This window comes from Embleya sp. NPDC001921 (genome assembly GCF_053594475.1).
The window spans coordinates 104,117-124,304 of record NZ_JBSFEO010000007.1 but is presented as its reverse complement, the minus strand read 5'-3'; the positions used below and the strand labels follow the sequence as shown (position 1 = coordinate 124,304).

16 protein-coding genes and 1 pseudogene are annotated in these 20,188 nt (G+C 67.9%); 15 read left to right on the top strand and 2 right to left on the bottom strand.

Annotation, left to right across the window (positions count from 1 at the left end):
- Nucleotides 1-5 precede the first annotated feature (5 nt).
- From ACWCPW_RS10645 to ACWCPW_RS10600, 10 genes and pseudogenes are all read left to right on the top strand, one after another.
- A complete protein-coding gene (locus ACWCPW_RS10645; RefSeq protein WP_449761193.1) occupies nucleotides 6-1,625 on the top strand; it encodes an ABC transporter substrate-binding protein in 1,620 nt (539 codons plus the stop codon).
- Complete coding sequence (locus tag ACWCPW_RS10640) at nucleotides 1,625-2,575, top strand: ABC transporter permease (RefSeq protein WP_449761192.1); 951 nt, start codon at nucleotides 1,625-1,627, stop codon at nucleotides 2,573-2,575. The genes ACWCPW_RS10645 and ACWCPW_RS10640 overlap by 1 nt, the downstream gene beginning before the upstream one ends.
- Nucleotides 2,572-3,531 (top strand): ABC transporter permease, encoded by a 960-nt coding sequence (locus ACWCPW_RS10635; protein WP_449761191.1) that lies wholly within the window; start codon nucleotides 2,572-2,574, stop codon nucleotides 3,529-3,531. Before ACWCPW_RS10640 ends, ACWCPW_RS10635 begins: the two co-directional genes overlap by 4 nt.
- A gap of 4 nt (nucleotides 3,532-3,535) precedes the next feature.
- Nucleotides 3,536-4,501 carry an ABC transporter ATP-binding protein gene (locus tag ACWCPW_RS10630; RefSeq protein WP_449761190.1) on the top strand — a complete coding sequence of 322 codons (966 nt, stop codon included), beginning with the start codon at nucleotides 3,536-3,538 and terminating at the stop codon, nucleotides 4,499-4,501.
- Nucleotides 4,498-5,343, top strand: a complete 846-nt coding sequence (locus tag ACWCPW_RS10625) for an ABC transporter ATP-binding protein (RefSeq protein WP_449761189.1) — start codon at nucleotides 4,498-4,500, stop codon at nucleotides 5,341-5,343. The genes ACWCPW_RS10630 and ACWCPW_RS10625 overlap by 4 nt, the downstream gene beginning before the upstream one ends.
- 195 nt (nucleotides 5,344-5,538) lie before the next feature.
- A complete protein-coding gene (locus ACWCPW_RS10620; RefSeq protein ID WP_449761188.1) occupies nucleotides 5,539-7,017 on the top strand; it encodes an amidase in 1,479 nt (492 codons plus the stop codon).
- A 301-nt stretch (nucleotides 7,018-7,318) separates the two neighbouring features.
- Nucleotides 7,319-8,977 carry an amidohydrolase gene (locus ACWCPW_RS10615; protein WP_449761187.1) on the top strand — a complete coding sequence of 553 codons (1,659 nt, stop codon included), beginning with the start codon at nucleotides 7,319-7,321 and terminating at the stop codon, nucleotides 8,975-8,977.
- Nucleotides 8,978-8,993: 16 nt separating this feature from the next.
- Complete coding sequence (locus tag ACWCPW_RS10610) at nucleotides 8,994-10,253, top strand: flavin monoamine oxidase family protein (RefSeq protein WP_449761186.1); 1,260 nt, start codon at nucleotides 8,994-8,996, stop codon at nucleotides 10,251-10,253.
- 196 nt (nucleotides 10,254-10,449) lie between these two features.
- A pseudogene (locus ACWCPW_RS10605) lies at nucleotides 10,450-10,587 on the top strand (MarR family transcriptional regulator); the annotation flags it as partial.
- Between the two features lie 296 nt (nucleotides 10,588-10,883).
- Nucleotides 10,884-12,536, top strand: a complete 1,653-nt coding sequence (locus ACWCPW_RS10600; RefSeq protein ID WP_449761185.1) for an SWIM zinc finger family protein — start codon at nucleotides 10,884-10,886, stop codon at nucleotides 12,534-12,536.
- A 985-nt stretch (nucleotides 12,537-13,521) separates the two neighbouring features.
- On the opposite strand, the gene ACWCPW_RS10595 is transcribed toward ACWCPW_RS10600, so the two are convergent.
- Nucleotides 13,522-15,273: an AIPR family protein gene (locus tag ACWCPW_RS10595; RefSeq protein ID WP_449761184.1), complete on the bottom strand. Its 1,752-nt coding sequence runs from the start codon at nucleotides 15,271-15,273 to the stop codon at nucleotides 13,522-13,524.
- 294 nt (nucleotides 15,274-15,567) lie between these two features.
- Here ACWCPW_RS10595 and ACWCPW_RS10590 point away from each other — a divergent pair, with 294 nt between their 5' ends.
- Nucleotides 15,568-16,134 carry an NUDIX hydrolase gene (locus ACWCPW_RS10590; RefSeq protein WP_449761183.1) on the top strand — a complete coding sequence of 189 codons (567 nt, stop codon included), beginning with the start codon at nucleotides 15,568-15,570 and terminating at the stop codon, nucleotides 16,132-16,134.
- Between the two features lie 48 nt (nucleotides 16,135-16,182).
- On the opposite strand, the gene ACWCPW_RS10585 is transcribed toward ACWCPW_RS10590, so the two are convergent.
- Complete coding sequence (locus ACWCPW_RS10585; protein ID WP_449761340.1) at nucleotides 16,183-17,259, bottom strand: DUF1152 domain-containing protein; 1,077 nt, start codon at nucleotides 17,257-17,259, stop codon at nucleotides 16,183-16,185.
- An 89-nt stretch (nucleotides 17,260-17,348) separates the two neighbouring features.
- Between ACWCPW_RS10585 and ACWCPW_RS10580 the strand changes: the two genes are divergently transcribed.
- From ACWCPW_RS10580 to ACWCPW_RS10565, 4 genes are all read left to right on the top strand, one after another.
- Nucleotides 17,349-18,092, top strand: coding sequence for a GntR family transcriptional regulator (locus tag ACWCPW_RS10580; protein ID WP_449761182.1), 744 nt, complete (start codon nucleotides 17,349-17,351; stop codon nucleotides 18,090-18,092).
- Nucleotides 18,093-18,381: 289 nt separating this feature from the next.
- On the top strand, nucleotides 18,382-18,810 hold the full coding sequence (locus tag ACWCPW_RS10575; RefSeq protein WP_449761339.1) for an ATP-binding protein: 429 nt from the start codon (nucleotides 18,382-18,384) through the stop codon (nucleotides 18,808-18,810).
- A 133-nt stretch (nucleotides 18,811-18,943) separates the two neighbouring features.
- Nucleotides 18,944-19,675, top strand: coding sequence for a GntR family transcriptional regulator (locus tag ACWCPW_RS10570; RefSeq protein WP_449761338.1), 732 nt, complete (start codon nucleotides 18,944-18,946; stop codon nucleotides 19,673-19,675).
- 109 nt (nucleotides 19,676-19,784) lie between these two features.
- Nucleotides 19,785-20,186, top strand: a complete 402-nt coding sequence (locus ACWCPW_RS10565) for a plasmid replication, integration and excision activator (protein ID WP_449761181.1) — start codon at nucleotides 19,785-19,787, stop codon at nucleotides 20,184-20,186.
- Nucleotides 20,187-20,188: the final 2 nt, after the last annotated feature.

Here is a 20,188-nt window from a genome sequence, read left to right as displayed (position 1 = left end):
TGCGCATGCTCCGATCCGTCGCGGCAGTCGTCGTCGCGGCCGCGGCCGTGGCCGGTTGTTCCGGTGGCAAGTCCGACAACGCGAATCCCGGTGGCGGCTTCCAGGTGAGTCCGGACACCCCCGCGGCCAAGGGCGACATCCCCTCGGTGTCCTGGTCGCTGTACGCCGAGCCGCAGACGCTCGACTACCTGTACGCCTGGGACTACCCGATCAACACCGTGCTCGCGAACGTCTGCGAGCAGTTCCTGCGGACCACTCCGGACATGAAGATCGAGCCCGGCCTGGCCACCTCGTACACCAACCCGGACCCGCTCACCTGGGTGTACAACCTGCGCGAGGGCGTCACCTTCCACGACGGCACGCCGATGACCTCCGCCGACGCGGTCGCCAGCCTCAAGCGGCACCTGGACCCCGAACTCGCGTCCGCCTGGGGCACCGCCTTCCGCAACGTCGCCTCGATCGACGCCACCGGCCCGCTCCAGGTCACGATCAAGCTGACCAAGCCGGACGCGCTGCTCAACTCGATGCTCGCGGCCTCGCCCGGCACGGTCGAGAGCGCCGCCTCGATCGAGAAGGCCGGCAAGGACTACGGCAACCCGCAGGGCGGGGTGAACTGCACCGGGCCGTTCGCGCTGGACAAGTGGACCCCGGGCGACTCGATCACGCTCAAGAAGAACCCGAAGTACTGGGACGCGAAGCTGGTCGCGAAGGCCGACGCGTTCAAGTTCGTCTTCATCCAGGACCCGTCCGCGCGCGTGAACGCGCTGATCTCGGGCTCGGTCGACGGCGGCTACACGGTGCCCTCCAGTGCCTATGGGCGCCTGCGGAACTCCCCCAACGGCAAGCTCTACTTCGGTCCCAACACCGGCAGTTACCTGCTCGCCGTCACCAACCTGCAGGGCACCATGGGTGACCTGAAGCTGCGTCAGGCGCTGTCCCTGGCGATCGACCGCACCGGCCTGATCAAGGCCGCGGCGGGCGGGGTCGCCAACGAGGCCAAGGGGCTCACCCCGATCGGCGCGTGGGGCCTGGCCCCGGAGAAGGCGCCGACCTACTTCGCGACCCTCCCGCCGGTGAAGCAGGACCTCACCGCGGCCAAGAAGCTCGTCGCCGACGCCGGGGGCGGCGCGGGCAAGAAGATCGTGCTTGCGACCAGCTCGCTCGCGCCGGAGATCACCGTCTCGGCCAACGCCATCCAGGCCGCGGGCAAGTCGATCGGGCTCGACATCGAGCTCAAGACCGTCACCCCGGACGCCTACACGGCGCTGTTCACCGACCCCGAGGCGCGCAAGGGCATCGACCTGGTCGTCACCAGCGGCTACACGAACACGCCCGACCCGTTGGAGTTCTACGAGTCGATGGTCACCGGGGCGTTCGCCAACTACGGCAACTACTCCAACCCCGAATACGACAAGGTCTACGAGCAGGCGGCCGGCACCGCCGATGCCGCCGCGCGCTCGGACCTCACGTCCAAGCTGCAGGACATCGCGATGCGCGACCTCGTCTCGATCCCGCTCTTCGAGCCGCCGCACAACGTGTTCATGAACAAGCGCATCACGGGCGCCGCGCCCGGCATCGCGCAGCTGTACTGGCCGTGGGCCGCGACCGTCGGAGCCGCAGGCTGATGGCGCGTTACTTCCTGGGCCGTTTCCTCGGGTTGGCGATGGTGTTGCTGGTGACCTCGTTCCTGGTCTTCAGCGCGATCCACCTCGCCCCCGGGGATCCGGTGACCTTCCTGCTCAAGGGCCACCCGGCGACGCCGGAGGCCAAGGAAGCCGTGCGTCTCCAGTACCACCTGGACGACCCGTTCCTGTCGCAGTACGCGCAGTGGCTCGGCGACGTGTGCACCGGCGACTTCGGCCGCTCGGTGCAGTTCCGCCAGGACGTCGCCGACCTGATCTCCTCGCGCCTGCCCACGACCGCGTTCCTGATCGGCTACGCGGCGGTGCTGGTGATCGTCTCCGGCGTGCTGCTGGGCATCCTCGCCGCGCTGCGCCCCGGCTTCGTGGACAAGCTCGTGCTGATCGGCACCGGTGTCGCGACCGCGACCCCCGCGTTCGTCGCCGCGATCGGCCTGGTCTCGCTGTTCGCGGTCAAGCTCGGCTGGTTCCCCACCTTCGGTGGCGGCTCGGGCTTCGGCGGGCGCGTCGAGCACCTCACGCTGCCGGCAGTGGCGCTCGCGTTCACGCTCTCCGGGCTGCTCGCCCGGGTGACCCGCTCCTCGATGCTCGACGAACTCTCGCGCGAGCACGTCGAGGTGGCCCGCGCGCGCGGCGTCGCCGAGTCGAAGGTGGTTCGGCGACACGTGCTGCGCAACGCGCTCGGCCCGATCGTCACGGTCGGCGGCACGATGCTCGCCGGCCTGCTGGTGACCACGTCGATCGTGGAGACGGCGTTCTCGGTCCCCGGGGTCGGCTCGCTCCTGGTGACCTCCGTGAACGTCAAGGACTTCCCCGTCGTGCAGGCCGTCACGCTGCTCACGGTGGCCGCGTTCGTCCTGGTCAACCTGCTGGTGGACCTGTTGCAACCGCTCGTCGACCCCCGGCTTTCCCTGACCGGGCGAGGTGCCTCGTGACCAAGATTTCGATCGACAAGGCCGATGGGGCCGGTAGCTCCGGCGGCAGCGGCGAGGCCGCGGTCAGCGGCACGGGTGATCAGCCCGGTCGAACCGGCAAGACCGGTGGCGTCGTTCGCCGGCCCGGCTTCGGCGCGTTGCGCGCGCTGCGCCAGGGCCCGCTGTTCGTCGGCGCCGTGGTCGTGCTCGCGCTGCTCGTCCTGGTCGCGGTGTTCGCGCCGCTGATCGCGCCGTACGACCCCAACGCCGTGGACCTGTCCGCGACGCTGGCCGGCTCGACGCCCGATCACCTGCTCGGCGCCGACCAGTCCGGCCGCGACATCCTGTCCCGGCTCATCCACGGCGCGCGCACCGGCCTGCTCGGCCCGCTGTTCGTGGTGGTGCTGTCCACCGCCCTGGGCATCGTGTTCGGTGTCGCCGCCGCGTGGCGCGGCGGCTGGATCGACGCGGTCCTGTCCCGCTCGATGGACATGATGTTCGCGTTCCCCGGCCTGCTGATCGCGATCCTGTTCGTGGCGGTCTTCGGCGGCGGGCTGACCGCGCCGGTGATCGCGATGAGCGTGGCGTACACGCCGTACGTCGGGCGCCTGGTGCGCTCGGTCGCCACGCAGGAGAAGGCCCGACCGTACATCGAGTCCTATCGCGTCCAGGGCTGGTCCGGCTGGACCATCTGCGTCAAGCACCTGATCCCCAACATCGCGCCCACCGTGCTGGCCCAGTCGGCGATCAACTTCGGCTACGCGCTGATGGACCTCGCCGCGCTGTCCTACCTCGGTTTCGGCGTGCAACCCCCGGAGTCCGACTGGGGATCGATGATCAACGAGGGCCAATCGGCGCTGCTCCAGAACGTGCTGCTGCCGTCGTTCGCCCCGGGCGTGTGCATCGTCGTCGCGGTCGTCGCGTTCGGCATCGTCGGCGAAGGCATCGCCGACCGAGTCGCGAAACGGGAGCGGTGATCCCATGGCATTCCTGGAAATCGACGACCTGACGGTGCGTCTGCCCGAGGGGCGAGCCGCGCGCCCGATCCTCGACGGCGTGTCGCTGCGGGTCGAAAAGGGCGAAAGCGTGGGCCTGGTCGGCGAGTCCGGCTCGGGCAAGTCGGTCGCGTGCCGGTCCGTACTCGGGCTGCTGCCCGAGAAGTCCCGGGTGAGCGGCGAGGTTCGGGTGGACGGGCGGAACGTGCTCGGCCTGAACAGGGCGAGCCTGCGCTCGTTGCGCTCGCGCGAGGTGGCGATGGTCTTCCAGGACCCGCGCGCGTCGGTCAACCCGATGCGCCGGGTCGGTGACTTCCTCACCGAGGGTATGCGCGCCGCCGGCACCGCGCCCGCGATCGCCGCGGCGCGCGCGCTCGAACTCCTGGAGGCGGTCGGCATCCGCGACCCCGAGGGCGCGATGCGGCGCCACCCGCACCACTTCTCCGGTGGCATGCTCCAGCGGGTCGTGATCGCCGCGGCCCTCGCCGGTGAGCCGTCGCTGCTGCTTGCCGACGAGCCGACCACCGCGCTGGATGTGACCACCCAGGCAGAGGTGATCGGGATCCTGACCCGGCTCCAGGCCGAGCGCGGCACGGGCATGCTGTTCGTGACCCACGACCTCGAACTGGCCGCCGCGGTCTGCGATCGGGTCTACGTCATGTACGCGGGCCGGATCGTCGAGACGCAGACCGCGGAGGGCCTGTTCGCGAAGCCGCGGCACCCGTACACCGCCGGCCTTCTCGCCTCGACGCCGCGGCTCGATCCGGACGCCGGACCGCCCAAGCCCATTCCGGGCCGCCCGGTCTCGCTCGCCGAGGCCCCCACCGGCTGCGCGTTCGCCGCGCGCTGCGCGCATGTACAGCCGCGGTGCACGGACGAGGCACCCGCGCTGATCCGGCACGACGACGCCTACGCGGCCTGCTTCCGCGCCGACGAGGGGATCCTGACGTGACGAACCGCTCCGCGGGCGCGGCCGACACCACGCTCGAAGTCACCGACCTGCGCAAGACGTTCGGTGACCACGCCGCCGTGGACGGAGTCTCGTTCACGCTCGCGCCGGGCGGCTCGCTCGGCATCGTCGGCGAATCCGGCTGCGGCAAGACCACTACCGCGCGCATGCTGGTCGGCCTGGCCACGCCCGACTCGGGCAGCATCCGGGTGGGCGGCCACGAGCGCGCCACGCGGACCGGCAATCGTGCCGAACGACTGGCCCGCGCGCGCGAGATCCAGATGGTCTTCCAGGACCCGTACCTGTCCCTGGACCCGCGGATCGCGGTCGGGGAGTGCGTCGAAGAGGTGTTGCGACTTCACTTCGGCACGCTGACGAAGGATCAGCGGGCGGCCCGGGTGGCGGAGTTGCTGGACCAGGTCGGCCTGGGCACGCGCGAGGCGACCGCGCTGCCCAAGGCGCTGTCCGGTGGTCAGCGCCAGCGAGTGGCGATCGCCCGCGCGCTCGCGGCCGAGCCGACGGTACTCATCCTCGACGAGGCGGTCGCCGCACTCGACGTGTCGATCCAGGCGCAGATCCTCGAACTCCTCGCCGGTATCCGGCGGGACGCGGGGGTGGGCTTCCTGTTCGTCAGCCACGACCTCGCGGTGGTCCGGCACATCACCGACGACGTGGTCGTCCTGCGGGCCGGCCGGATCGTCGAGGCCGGCAGTACCAAGGAAGTGCTGACGAATCCTCGACACCCGTATACCCGGCTGCTGCTCGATTCCGTGCCGCGGGTCGGGTGGGACCCGGCCAGGATCGCGGCCGATCGGCGGGCGTTGGCCGCCGACGGCGCGCGGTGAGTGTGGGGCGATGGGCCCGAGGGGCCTCGGTTGGTGACCTCGCGGTGACCCTTTGCAGTGGCTTCGCGGTGACCTTTGCAGCGGCTTCGCGGTGACCTATTGCAGCGGCTTCGCAGTGACCTTGTGCGGTGACCTCGCGGTGACCTTTTGCAGTGACCTTGTGCAGGACGTGACCCGGAAGGACGTGACCCAGTCATGAGCAATGAGACCGATTTCGCGGCGGCTACCGAGCGCGCCCCGGCCGTGGTCGACGAGCTGGCCTACCTGCCCGCGACCGAGGCGCTGCGGCGCTTTCGGGACCGCTCGCTCTCGCCGGTCGAGTTGATGACCGCCGTGATCGAGCGGGCCGAGGCCGTCGAGCCGAGGGTGAACTGCCTCGCCGAGCGGACCTACGACGAAGCCATGGCCGGCGCGCGGGCGGCGGAGGCCCGCTACGCCGGCAAGGGCGACGCGCCGCGACCGCTCGAAGGACTCGCGGTCGCGACCAAGGAGGAGCAGCCCATCGCGGGCCGGATCACCTCCGAGGGCTCGGTGCCGTTCGCGGCCGAGGTCGCCGACGTCACGCACCCGGTGGTCGAGCGGGTGCTCGCGGCCGGCGGCATCGTGCACGCGCGCACCACGACCCCCGAGTTCAGCTGCGCGGCGTTCACCCGCTCGGAGCTGTGGGGCATCACCCGCAACCCGTGGAACCTGGCTTTCTCACCGGGCGGTTCGTCCGGCGGCGCCGGCGCGGCGCTCGCGGCCGGGAGTACCACTCTCGCGACCGGTTCGGACATCGGCGGCTCGATCCGGATACCCGCGTCGTTCACCGGAACGGTCGGGTTCAAGCCGCCGTACGGCCGGGTCCCGGCGCTGGCGCCGTTCAACCTGGACACGTACTGCCACGACGGCCCGATGGCGCGCACGGTCGCCGACTGCGCGCTGTTGCAGAACGTGCTGGCCGGCCCGCACCCGCTGGACGGCGTGGCGCTCAGCCCCAAGTTGGTCCTGCCCACCGCGCCGGAGGGCATCGAGGGGCTGCGCGTGGCGCTCTCGATCACGCTGGGGGACTGGCTGATCGACCCCGAGGTCGAGGCGAACACGCGTGCCGTGGCGGACGCGTTGCGCGCGGCGGGCGCGATCGTCGAGGAGGTCCCGGTGAACATCACCCGGCGGGACGTGATGGACACCGCGCAGATCCACTTCGGCGCGATCTTCGGGTCGTGGGTGCGCGGGGTGGCCGAGGAACACGGCGACCGGTTGAACGCGTACACGCTCAAGTTCGCCGAGGAAACGGTCGCCGCCGCCGAGCGGGGCGGGCTGCTCGCGGGCCTGGAGCGCGAGGCCGCGATCCAGGCCGAGGTGGGGCAACTGCTCGACCGGTACGACGTGTTGCTGTGCCCGACGGCCGGAATCCCCGCGCTTTTGGCGGACGACGACTACACCTCGACCAAGGTCACGATCAACGGCGTCGAGTTGGAGCACTACCTGGAGGCGTCGCTCACGACGGTGTTCAACATCGCCAGCCGCTGTCCGGTGCTGAGCGTGCCCTCGGGCCACGCGTCGAGCGGGGTGCCGACCGGGGTGCAGATCGTCGGGCGGTTCTACGACGACGTGACGGTGTTCCGGGTGGCGGCGGCGCTGGAGCGGGTGCGGCCGTGGGACTACGCGGGTGCGGGTATTCCGGCGCTCTGAGCGGGGTCGGGCTCGGGTTTCGGTGCTCTGAGCCGGGTCGGGCTCGGGTCTTTTCGGGGTGCTCGGACTCCTTGGTGTGTTTGGGCCCGGTCGGACTCGATGTACCGATCGGGCCCGGGGTGCTCGGCGTGCTCCCTCTCCCTCTCCCTCTCCCTCTCCCTCTCCCTCTCCTTCTCCTTCTCCTTCTTCTCTCCGCCGTTCGCGTCCTCTTCGCGTTCGTGGATTGCTTCGCGTTCGGTCTTCGTCGCGTCGCGTCTTCTTCTCTTCGCTCTTTTCAGTGCAACTCGGTACAAGGAGTTCCATGTCCACCCCTGCCGATGTCGTCTTCCGCGGTGGTTCGGTCCATACGATCGACGCCGCGCGTCGCCGGGCCACGGCGGTGGCCGTGCGCGACGGGCGGATCGTGGCCGTCGGGCACGACGCGGATGTGCGCGGGCTGATCGGTTCGCGCACCGACGTGATCGACCTGACCGGCCGCGCGCTCGTACCCGGTTTCCAGGACTCGCACGTACACCCCGCACTCGCGGGCATGACACTGATCCGCTGCGACCTCTCGGACGCGCGGGACGCGGACTCGACGTTCGCCCTGATCCGCGCGTACGCGGCCGCCCGGCCCGACGAGGAGTGGATCAGCGGCGGCGGTTGGAACATGGAGGCGTTCGCGGGCGGTACGCCCAGCCGGCAGCAGCTGGACGCGATCGTGCCCGACCGCCCGGCGTTCCTGATCAACGCCGACGGGCACGGCGCGTGGGTCAACACCCGCGCGCTCGAACTCGCGGGCGTCGGACGGGATACCCCGGATCCGGCCGACGGGCGGATCGAGCGCGAACCGGACGGCACCCCGCAGGGCACCCTGCACGAGGGCGCGACCGCGCTGGTCGGCGACCTCGTCCCGGGCCTGGACGCGGCCGACGGCCTGCGCGCGCTGCTCGCGGGCCAGGCGCGGATGCACTCGGTCGGCGTGACGGCGTGGCAGGACGCGATGGTCGGTTCGGCGCATCCGGGCCTGGACCCGCTGGAGGCCTATCTGACCGCGGCCCGATCGGGGCAGCTGACCGCGCGCGTCGTGGGCGCGCTGTGGTGGGAACGGGACCAGGGCGCCGAGCAGTTGGAGCGGCTGCTCGAACTCCGCGCCTCCTCGTCGGTCGGGCGGTTCGCGGCCACCAGCGTGAAGATCATGCAGGACGGGGTCGCGGAGAACTTCACGGCCGCGATGAACGACCCGTACTTCGACGGCTGCGGCTGCCACACCGGCAACAGCGGACTGAGCTTCGTGGACCCGGCGGCGCTGCGCGAGCACGTCACGCTGCTCGACGCGCACGGCTTCCAGGTCCACGTACACGCGGTCGGCGACCGGGCCGCGCGCGAGGCGCTGGACGGCTTCGCGCAGGCGCTCGCGGCGAACGGGCGGGCGGATCACCGGCACCACATCGCGCACCTCCAGGTGGTCCACCCCGACGACGTTCCGCGCTTCGCGGAGTTGGGCGTGACCGCCAACCTGCAACCCCTGTGGGCCGCGCACGAGGCCCAGATGGACGAGCTGACCATCCCGTTCCTGGGTGACGAACGGGCGGCGTGGCAATACCCGTTCGGCGACCTGCTGCGCTCCGGCGCGACCCTCGCGGCGGGCAGCGACTGGCCGGTCAGCGCGCCGGACCCGATGTGGGGCATCCACACCGCGGTCAACCGGGTGCTGCCGGCCGTCGCGGAGCCGTCGGACACGATCTTCCTGCCCGAGCAGCGGATCGACCTCACGGCGGCGCTCGCGGCGTACACGGTGGGCACGGCGTACGTGAACCACCGCGACCACGACACCGGCACGATCGAGGTCGGCAAGCTCGCCGACCTGGTCGTCCTGGACCGCGACCCGTACGCGGGCCCGCCGGCGGAGATCGGCGACACGCGCGTGCTGGGGACGTACGTCGAGGGCGCGGCCGTGTACACGGGGGAGGGCCTGTGAGCCCGGGGGAGGGTCGATGACCACGGCCTACGACGTGGCGGTGGTGGGCGCGGGCCTGGCCGGTCTGGTGACGGCGCGGGAGCTCGCGTCGTCCGGGCTGCGCGTGGTGGTCCTGGAGGCGGGCGATCGGGTCGGCGGCCGGACCTGGTCGAAGGCCTTCCCTGGTACGGGAGTTCGAGTCGATCTCGGCGCGGAGTGGATCTCGGCGGAGTACCACCGGGCGCTGATGGCCGAGTACGAACGCTACGGCGTGGACCTGGTCCCGGCACGGGAGAGCGCGACGCGGCAGGTGTGGTTGCTGGACGGTGAGGCGTCCGAGGGCGCGATGCCGCTGGTCGGGGCGGACCTGGCCGCGTACGAGCGGCTGGTCACGGAACTCACAGCGTTGGCCGCCGAGTTGACGCCGTCGCAGGCGCCGGACGGGTTGGACGTGGCGTACGGCGAGCTGCTTGAGGGCCTGCCGGCGCAGGCGGTGGCGTACCTGTCGGTGCTCGGCGCCGCGCTGATGGGCGCGCGCCCCGAGGAGTACTCGGCGGCGGGCGTGATCGAGGACATCGTCGCGCTGGGCGGCGACCCGGCGGCGGCGTTCGGCGCCGAGGATCAGCGGGCGGCGGGCGGCGCGGACGCGTTGGCGGTGGCGATGGCTTCCTCGCTCGGCGCCGAACTGCGCTACGGGGCACGGGTGGTGGCGGTGCGTCAGGAGAGATCGGGCGTGGTTCTCGGGCTGGTCGACGGCAGCGCCGTGACGGCCGCGGCGGCAGTGGTCGCGGCACCGCTCAACACGTGGTCGGCGATCGCCTTCGAGCCCGCGCTGCCGGCGGCGGTGGCGGCACTGGCCGAGCAGGGGCACGCCGGTCGCTCGGTGAAGGTGGCGGCCCGGACGACCGGGATACCCGTCGACACCAAGGCGGGCTGTTGGCCGCCCGGCGTCCTCGCCGTGTACAACGCCGGGGAGGACGTCTTTGTCGTCTTCGGCCTCGCCGAGAGCTTCGACCCGACCGACCGGGCCTCGATCGAGACGGCGGTGCGGCAGTTGTACCCGGACGCCCGCGTCCTGGAGGTGCTCACCCACGACTGGACCGCCGACCCCCTGGCGCTGGGCACGTGGGTGGCCCCTCGCCCGGGCCAGTGGCCCCTCTTCGCGGCGGCGCGGGAGCCACACGGGCGGGTGGTCCTCGCGGGCGGCGACATCGCACGCGCGTCCCAGGGCTACATGGACGGTGCGGTGCTCTCGGGCCACGACGCGGCGGAGGCGGTGCGGAACCTGCTCGCGTAGCGGGCACCCGACCGGGGTGGGCGTCGTCCGCGGAGGGGACGATGTCCGCCCCGTCGCCACGTCAAGATACCGATGACAGAGATAGTCGATGCACAGATAACCCTCGGTGCCGACGTCGAAGGGCGGGCATGCCGCCGACCCCCGAGACAGCCCCGGCTTCCTCCGGTGGCACACCACACCGCGCCGGCAGCGCACGATGGCGGCCACCCTCGGCCCGCTCGACCTGACCCACCCTCAATTCGTGCTGCTGACAAGCCTGTACCGGCTCGACACCCGGGGCGCCAAGCCCCACCAACTCACCCTGGCCGCCCACGCCGGCATGGACGTCAAGACCGTCTCGCCAGTCCCGCGCCGCCTGGAAGCCAAGGGCTACCCGACCCGAGGGGCCGACCCGAGGGGCCGACCCGAGGGGCCGACCCGGCCGACACCAGAGCCAAGCTTCTCCAAATCACCACCTCTGGCACCGACTTGGCCGCCAAGGCGATGCGGGCGGTGGAAGCGGTGGACGCGACCTTCTTCGCGGACCTTCCCGACCTCGCGAACCTGCTCAAGGCGCTGCGCCTGCTGTCCGGCCCACTCGGCGAGTAGAACGAGGTCGAGAGTCGGGCCGAATGCGGTTTGATGTAGGCCGTGTCGATATTCACCGAGCAAGACCTCCTCGACGCCGCCGGATCGAAGTCGTTCGAGCGCGGCGAGGGCTACCTCGACGCGGTCGCGAATCTGACCGAGGACGATCCGGGCGTCATCACCGCCGTGGTGTACGGAAACGACACCTACGACGTCGTTCTCGAATTCGGGCCGGACCAACTCACCGGTGAGTGCGATTGCCCGTACGGCGACCAGGGCTACTTCTGCAAGCACTGCGTCGCGGTCGGCCTGGTGTTCCTGCGTACGGCCGAGGCCGGTCCGGCCGGAGAACCCCGGGGCGCCGCGATCGATCTGCGCGCCTACCTGGCGTCCCTCGACCACGGCGAACTCGTCGACCTCCTCGACGAGGCGGCCGGAAGCGATCCCGACCTGCGCCGCCGCCTCCACCTGCGCGCGGCCCGAACCGACGCCGGTGCCGGCCCGGACATCGCGGCGATTCGCGAGCACCTGGGCCGCTCGCTGCGCACCTACGGCTACCTGGACCGGCACGGCGCCCACACCTACGCCGGGGCCGTCGCCGATATCGCCGAGACGCTGGGGGAGTTGTCCGCCGCCGGCCACCATGTCGCCGTCATGGACCTCGCCGGCCGAGCCCTGGCCCTGATCGGCGCCGCCATCGAGTCGATCGACGACTCCGACGGTGGCATCACCGAGGAGGGCGAGGCATTGGTCGAACTGCACGCCCAAGCGTGCGCGACGGCCTCACCCGATCCCGTCGAACTGGCCGACTGGCTCCTCGCCTTCCAACTCGCGAACCACAATTGGCCGGAACTGGCGATCCAGGACTACACGCAGCCGCTGGGGGAGGCCGGCATCGCGCACTACGCCGCCCGCTTGCGCGAAGCCGGGTCCGCCGGGAACCGAAACGGATGGTTGATCCGGCACCTACGGGAAGACCTGGCCGAGGCCCGGGAGGACACCGACGCACTCGTCGAAGCACTCGCCACCGACCTCACCCACGGTTATGCCTACCTCCGCATCGCCGACGCGCTCACCGACGCCGGCCGCGAAGACGAGGCCCTCACCTGGGCCGAACGCGGCAACGCCGAACACCCGGAAGAACCCAGGCTCGCCGACTACCTGACCCACCGCTACACCACCGCCGGCCGCTACGCCGACGCCCTGAAGGTCCGGTGGGACCAATTCCGACACCGCCTCAGCGTCCCGGCGCACCGACAACTGCTCGAAGCCGCAGCGGCGGCCGGAGAAGCCGACCACTACCGCGACCAAGCCCTCCAGGCACTACGAGACGCGGCTGAACATCCACAAACCCGCGCCCGAGCGGCCCAAGCCCTGATCGACATCCTCCTCACCGAAAACCGATTCACCGAAGCCTGGCACGCGGCCGAAACCCTCGGCGCCACCCGCACCCAATGGCTCCACCTCGCCGACGCCGGCCGAACCACCCGCCCGGAAGCCGCCCTCGAGATCTACCTGCGAGAAGCCACCGCCCTCATCAAAACAACCACCAAACACGCCTACGCCCAAGCGGCAGACCTCCTGGCCCGCGCCCGCGACACCGCCCGAGCCACCAACCGCGAACCCCTGTGGCACGCCGAATTCACCACGCTACGCACCACCCACCACCGCAAACGCAACCTGACCACCGAACTCGCCCACCGCGGCCTCATCTGACCGCCCGCAACGCCCGAGGAACCCTCCCTACGTTCCTCCGGAGCCGGCCAACCGGTCGGGCCGACTGCGCCCCAGCGGAATCGAGCTGGGCCGCTGCCCCCGCACACGACCCGACTGGCCACCGGCAAGACTGGACCGACACCGGCGACGCGCACGATGAGCAGCCCCGAAGCAGCACGCGAACAGGCACATAACATGAAGCCCCCGGGGCTTTCGTCGTGTCCGGGCCACGCCGCGAGTACGCCGCATACGAACTGTGACCTGCGGAAGAACCCTCAAGCTCAGTGCACGTACATCGCACAGCGGCCGTCCTGCCCTTGCTGTTTCGCCTGCGCCCCGTGACACACATCGTGACGGCGAAAAAGAGCCCCAAAACAAAAACAGCAGCTCACGTGGCTCCGTGGCTGCTGATCCTGACAACGCTATGTGCCCCTGGCAGGATTCGAACCTGCGCACACGGCTCCGGAGCGGGTGTGAGCCCATTCCCTAAACCGGCCTCTGACCAGCACAGGAACGCGTCGGTGACCCGCCCAATCCCAAGATCATTACACGCATGCTGCACAACCAGTCAGCTGCCCCCAAAACCCAACCGAGGCACCCGGTCCACGGCATGCCGGGGACCGGGTGGCATGCCGTGGTTTATGCGCGCGGGTCACGCAACCCGACCAACAACCCGGCTGCTCGGCAACCGCGGCCCGACCCCCAAAGCCCAGCACCAACGGGGGTCCTACGCAACGAGCGCGCCCCGGTCGCGGCCAAAGGTCGCGTCGCCGGCCCCCAGCCGGCTCGCAGCGCAGCTGCGACCTGCCCGCATCGGGTCAGTCGTCGTCCAACCCCGAGTCTTCTGGCACGGCCCACGAGGCGCCCAAACAATCAGGGCACAATTTGAGGATCCCTGCGCATGTGTTTGATCTATAAGCAGGCAGCTGGAATCCCTGTCGGATTCGACCCTGACGCTGGGCACATTTCGATGTCGTATGCCTGCTTAGGTCGAAATTCGCCGGATCCGTTCCGTGTTAGCGCGTTGCAGCAAATGTTCACTGAACCGCTGTGCTTTAGTTGCCCTCTCAAGGATTACGTTTTCCTTCGCAGTATATTCTGCGGACCATTTTTTGAGATTATCGAAGAGCTCTCTGATTTCATTCTCGTTAATCCCCGCGTCGTTTTGTGAAAGCCGACGAAGTTGGTGCGGTTGACGTACCGGCCCTCCATTGAGTTTCTCCACGATCAACATTGAGAGGTGAAACTTCAAATTGCTTTTCTGTGAAACGTTCGCCTCGGCTGCTTCCGAAAGAATGAAAGCGTCCACTTGGCGTTGCAGTCGCGCTGCCCAGAGATAGATTTCCAGATTGATTGAAGGATTGAAAACAAGTTTGTAATCGTCGTCATTCTTCAGGAGTGACGACGGCTTCCCCCTTGACTTATCGGGGCGCGACAATCCCATTGCCGTAATTGAGGCTCCCAAGAATTGGATGCTTACGATTTTCGAGGGATCCTTGCCGTCGTTCTTGTAGTATCCCTTCCTTCTATCGTAATACCACCCATGGGTCAAGAAATAGTCCTCGATGTTCCTTTGAATTTCATCCGTAGCGCGCAACGAAGCATCAGTGATTGCGGTCTGTCGGTTGGTCGCCCGAATTACTAGGTCGCGAGTTGAAGCGTCGCTGGTAACGATGATCCGCACGAGGAGCATGCGACCACCGGCCTGAGAGCCACCTGCCTTTAGGGTTTCATAAATCTCGTGACTGGTTTGTAGCCCATTGACGATCTGAATATTAGCCAAGGAGTATGTCTTGGCGGCACTGGTTGCCTCACTACACAGAAGAGTGACCCCGTTATTTAGCCACCAGAATTCTGGGCTAGAATCAGATTCTAGCGATTTTCTAATCTCCTGATTGACGGAAACATTTCCTTGGTAGTCTCTAACGTTCCATTCGAATAGATGTCGACGAAGCCGACCCTCTTCGTCAGTGATGAGGTCAAAATAGTCTTCCAGCAATACCAGGGCGACATGCGATCGTCCGCTCGTCGCGGTTTCTTGATATTTCATTGAGAGTGCGTAAGGGGGACGCTCATTATATCTAGCAAGCAGCTCTTTAGCGCCGAGAAGCTCAACGGACACCTTCTTGGCGTCTGGGACGGCAGAAAGGATCACTTCTTTGAGGGCGAACTGCTTTGCCTCGAATTGTGGAGTGATATTTCGGATATCCCCTGGTGTGGCATAGAAGACGTTTACGCTGATTCTCGGTCTACGAGTCAGCAATTTCTCCCAAGCGTCTCGAAAGAGCCCGAAGCGTTTGAGGAGGATTGGATTGTAGAGGCGTTCCAGGGATTCCATTGATAGTGAGAGATCCAAGAGTCTGCGCAAGCTGTTCTCCAGCTTGTCGATTGCCTCTTCGGAGAAGCTTGGAGTTCGCTTTGCTTGGATTACCCACAATTCTAGATTTCTGTCTTGATTGAATTCAGTGGGACGGCTGCTCGTCGAAACTACGTCAGAGTCTTCGTCCAATAGAGTGTCATCAAAGAAGACGTAAACTGCGTCAATAGCTCCATCTTGGCCGCCTCCGGCAATCCCGGCTTGGATTTCTTCCAGCCCCAAGCCGAACGATCTTAGGGTCAATTCGGATGCGAAGATCTCGAAAGCGGTGCTCTCAATAACAGTGGAGAGGTTCTCGCTCTTCCATGCATCAAAGATCCGCATGATGAGTGTTTGTGCGTTGCTTGGCATCTGTGGCATATGAAAACTCCATTGGGGCTAGGCAATGCAATGTAGCATTTCTGGTTACCCAGGATGAGTCACTTTTCTGAATCCTGGGTTTCTGAGTGGTCTGCGCGATGCTGGCTGCTCGGTCGGGTGGGCCCCGCCGTGACCGGCGGCCACGCCGCACGCGCGGCGAGGCCCACCCGACCGAGTGCGGCGCGCCCGCTGGCCCCTTGATCTAGTAGAGCCCAATTCGGCAGTGCTCGCAGTGAGTTGGGACAGCGGAGCTGAATTTGCGTGCGTGCCTGCTCCGCCTAGTAGCGTCGCCGCGTGGCTATCGACGATGACACTTCCTCGGCATGGGTCGTTCGTGGCGAGCGGATCGTCTACGACAACGAGTGGACGCGCGTTTCGCTGGCAGACGTTGAACTGCCTGATGGGGAGCGGTTCGAGCATCACGTGATCAAGCTGCATGCTGCGGCCATGGCGGTGCTGATCGATGACCAGGACAGGGTTCTGATGATGTGGCGGCATCGGTTCGTGTCGGACCGGTGGGGGTGGGAGATTCCCGGCGGGCTGGTCGAACCCGGGGAGGACCCGGAGGAGACGGCGCTTCGGGAGTTGCTTGAGGAGACCGGCTATCGACCGGCCACCTTCCGGCGCGTGGCTCGCTTTCAGCCCATGGTTGGGATGGTCGACTCATGGCATGACGTGTTCGTGGGGGAGGGAGCTATCCAGGTTGCGGAGCCGACCGAGACAAGCGAGATGGCGCGTATGGAGTGGGTGCCGCTTGCGGATGTTCCGGACCTGATCGCCAAGGGGTTGATCTGGAGTTCGGGGGGTCTGGTCGGACTCTTGCATGTCCTGGCGTCTCGCGGCGGCGGCGTCCGACTGTAGGGATCGATAGGTCCGGGCCTTGGGGCTGGGTCGGAGGACGGCGCGGGCTTACGTCCTCGTGCGCCAGACGAGTGGCGTGTCCGAGTCAGGGGTGGTCGCGATCAAAGCGGCTCGGAAGGCTGGCAACTCGGGCTGGGGGATTTCCAGGGCTTCGGCTAGGCGGCGGAACGTGACGTAGTCGCTGCCGCGGTTGGCTGCTTCTGTGAGGAAGGCTGCCAGGCGGGCCGAGCGGTCATCCTTGCTGCCGTCCGTCGGCGGCCTGGTGCTGAGCCAGGTTGCCTTGTTGCGTTCGTGGTCGAGTTCGCTGAAGCCGCAGACGTCGCGGGTGATTTGTTCGGCCTGGTCCAGGGACGTGGTGGCGATGAGGCGGCGGGCCAAGAGGTTGATGGCCAAGGCGTCGTCCAGGTCGAGACGGTAGACGCCGGCGCTGGCGTCGGTGAGTACGACCGGTAGGCCGGCGTCGCGGATCTCGCAGACTCCTCGGGTGCCGCGGGCGGCTGCCGACAACAGGGATGTGGCTTCCGAGGGGTGCCAGGTGAAGACCGGGAGGAAGGCGGTCGTCTGCTCGGGGGTGAGGGTGAAGGCCGGATCGCCGAGTCGGGACAGGACTTCGGCTTCGGGGAGTTCGCCATCCAGGCCGGGGCCGGCGACCGAGACGACCGTGGGCACGTGGGCGTTCGCGCATGCGGCCAATGTCAGGGCGTCGGCTAATGGGCTGCGGAGGTCGGGTTCGTCGCCTCGGGCGATGACGTCGCCTCCGACGTCGATGATCTCGATGCTGTCCGCACCCGTGTGGTTGATGGCTGCGGTGATCTGCTCGGTCAAGCCGTCGGCGCCGCGGTACGGGTCCAAGAGCGCGATCGCGGGCCTGATCTCACCCGAGAGGCGGGGCAGGGTCGACGAGCCGGCCGAGTCGACGAGAGCTGACGTCGGGCGGATGGTGAGAACACCCGGGGCCAACGTCTCCAGGCCGGTGAAGTCGGCCGCGCTGCGTGGGCCTGGGCGTGGGTCGATGAGGAGCCGATCCCACGAGTACGTGAGGATCAGGGCTTCTTGGTCGGTGCCGTGTTCGGCTGCGTGGATCATGGCGGCGGCTACGGCGTCGCCACCTCCCCCAGCAGCCACTAAGAGCCGCGTCACATGGTCACCCTATGCGGGTGGCAAGGGGCCCAGCCCTATAGTGGCCAGTGGTCATAGCCACTTTAGGAGGAGCAGTGCCCGAGATCGAGGAGAGCTTGCCGAAGTACCTTCAGATCGCCAACTTTCTGCGGGATCAGATCCTGCGCGGCGACCTCCGCCCCGGCGATGAGGTGTCTTCCGAGCGAGCCTTGGTGACGCAATGGGGCGTCTCTCGGCCGACCGCGGCCCGAGCGCTCGACGCGCTTCGGCAACAGGGCCTGGTCGAGAAGCGGCAGGGCTCTGGTACGTACGTTCAGGAAGTCCAGATCCACCGACGGGCCCGCGAACGGTACGGACGTGCCCGTCAGTTGGGCAAGATCTATGCGCCCGGCGAGTACGCGGTGATCAAGTCGACCGGCCTGGTCGATGCCCCTGACTACGTCGTACGCGGTCTCGGGCTTCCGGCCGGAACGACGCAAGCTATCCACCGCCGGCGGGTGACGAACAACGAGGGTGGGCCGGTCGAAGTCTCGACGTCGTGGTTTGCTCCGACGCTTGTCGAGGTCGCGCCGCTGTTGCTGATCCCGGAGCGCATCCGACAAGGCACTCTCGCCTATGTCGAGGATGTGACCGGACGGCACGGCCGATACGGCGAAGACAGGGTCTGTGCACGACTCGCACACGGTGACGAGGCCGCTGAGTTGGGGATGAGCGAACCTGCGGCGGTCATGGTCGTTCGGCACACGGTGTACGACGATGCCGATCGGCCGTTGGAGTTCGCGGAAGCGGTCTACCCGCAGGGTCGGTGGGCCTTCGAGCGTGAGTACCCGCTGGGCTGATCGCACGCCGGAAGACGATCTGTGCAGAACCGCTTGCGCTCCGAAGTGGCCAATGCCACTATCCAGTAAGTGGCTAAGGCCACTTGGGGAGAGGGGGTGGCGGGATGGGCTCGTCAGGGAAGTCGGGGGACTCGCCGTCCCGGAAGTGCCCACGCTGCCGCGGTCGCGGCTGGAAGCACGTGGGCGGTCGGGCGAGCGCGGCGCTGAGCGTCTCGAACGGCCGAAAGAGGGTCACTCAGAAGCAGCGCTGCCTCGACTGTGACGGCAGCGGTAAGGAGCGCACGTGACGATGTCCATCCCCGCCGGTCCCATCGCACCAAGCCCGACAGCCGAACTCGTGGGCGGAATCGTCCTTCGTCCGGTCCCGGAAGCCGTTGCCGTCGGCCGTGCCCAGTTGGCGTCGCTGCTGGACATGATTGACCCTGAATTCGACTCCGCCGATTGCGTGTTGATGCTTTCGGAGCTGGTCACCAACGCGGTCGAGCACGTCAAGGTCACGTACGAGTGGCTGATCAACGTGCTGTGCTGGCTCGACGGGGACGTGTTGCGGATCGAAGTGCACGACCCCGGGTGTGGAGTTCCCTTCTCGCGCGCGCCCGGGCCGGAGGACTGCGACGGACGAGGTCTCTTCCTCGTCGGTGCGTTCTCCGAGGATTGCGGAAGTGAGCGCGGCCGAGACGGTGGGACCGTCGTGTGGTTCGCCGTTCGTTTGGCCTGACCAGCTACTTTCGCCAGTGACGCGCGGCCTGCGCGGTCGACTGAGCTGCATGGATGAGCTTGAAAGTGGCTACATCTACTGCGAATGTAGACGGGTCAACCGTTTGACAGGTCAAGTGAGAACCGGGTGCAGCATGGCGTATGAGGTGGCTCCACCGAAGTACGTGCGCCTGGTGCAGACGCTTCAGTCGCGCATCGAAGACGGCACCTATCCGGCCGGTTCGCTCCTGCCGAGCGAGCACCAACTCGTGCAGGCGTTCGGGATGTCGCGGCCCACCGTGGTGCGGGCGCTCCAGATCCTGAGGCAAGACGGCTGGATCGAGTCGCAGCAAGGCCGGGGCACCTTCGTCCGAGGACGGCCCGAGTCGTCCCGCGCGACGCCTGCTCGCCGCGGCCTGGAGGTCATGGAGCGCGACGAGGACTCCAACCCTGGTGAGTTGATCGCGGTCACGACGGTCGACCTTCCTCGACGAGCCGCTTCCGCGCTGGGCCTGCCTCCCGGCGCCAAGGCCCTGCTTCGGCGGTGGCTGGTGCGCGATGAGGACGGACCCTCGGAACTGGTCTCGTCCTACTTCCCGCTGGAACTCGCGGAGCGCACTGACCTGGCCTCGGATCAGGCACTGCCCGGCGGACTGAGGGCGCATCTCGAGAGCCGCGGCAAGGTCCGCATCGATCACATCACCGAGCGCATCTGCGCACGGCTCGCCGACGGCCAGGAAGCCGAACTGCTGGAGCTGCCGGCGGGGGAGCCGGTCCTTGGTCTGTTGGTGATCGGCCATGACTCGACCGGTCGGGGCTGGTACGTCGCGGACGTGGTGTTGGCGGGCGACCGCCACGAGCTGGAAGACGTCTACTCGGTCCAGTGAGGATCCCGCCGTGTGTGGCGGGTTTCCTCCACAAAGCAACTTGACAAGTCAACCTGTCATGTCTAACTTCGAAAGTGCTTGATAAGTCAACTGGACAAGGAGTGTGTTCGTGGCAATCAAGGGTGCGATCCCGGTGTCCTTCGCGGCGGTGTTCCCGTTCGGGGCGTTCGCGAAGTCGGTGGTGCCGATGGCCGACTTCGAGGCGTCCAAGGGCGGCGTGAAGGTTCAGGCACGCGACAAGACGACCGGGCTGCCGGTCTGGGCCGTCTCCGTGGTCGACGGCGACCCGGACGCCAACGAGGCGACCGTGAAGGTCAAGGTCGCCTCCGACTCCGAGCCGGTCCTTCCGGACACGTTGCCCGGACTGCCGTTCCGGCCGGTGGAGTTCGAGGGCCTGACGGTGACGGCGTACGTCAACCAGTCCAACAATCGCGTGGCGTTCTCCTACCGCGCGTCCGGCCTGCGTGCGCCGGGCGGACCGCTCAAGAGCGCGATCAAGACGGCGGCCTGACG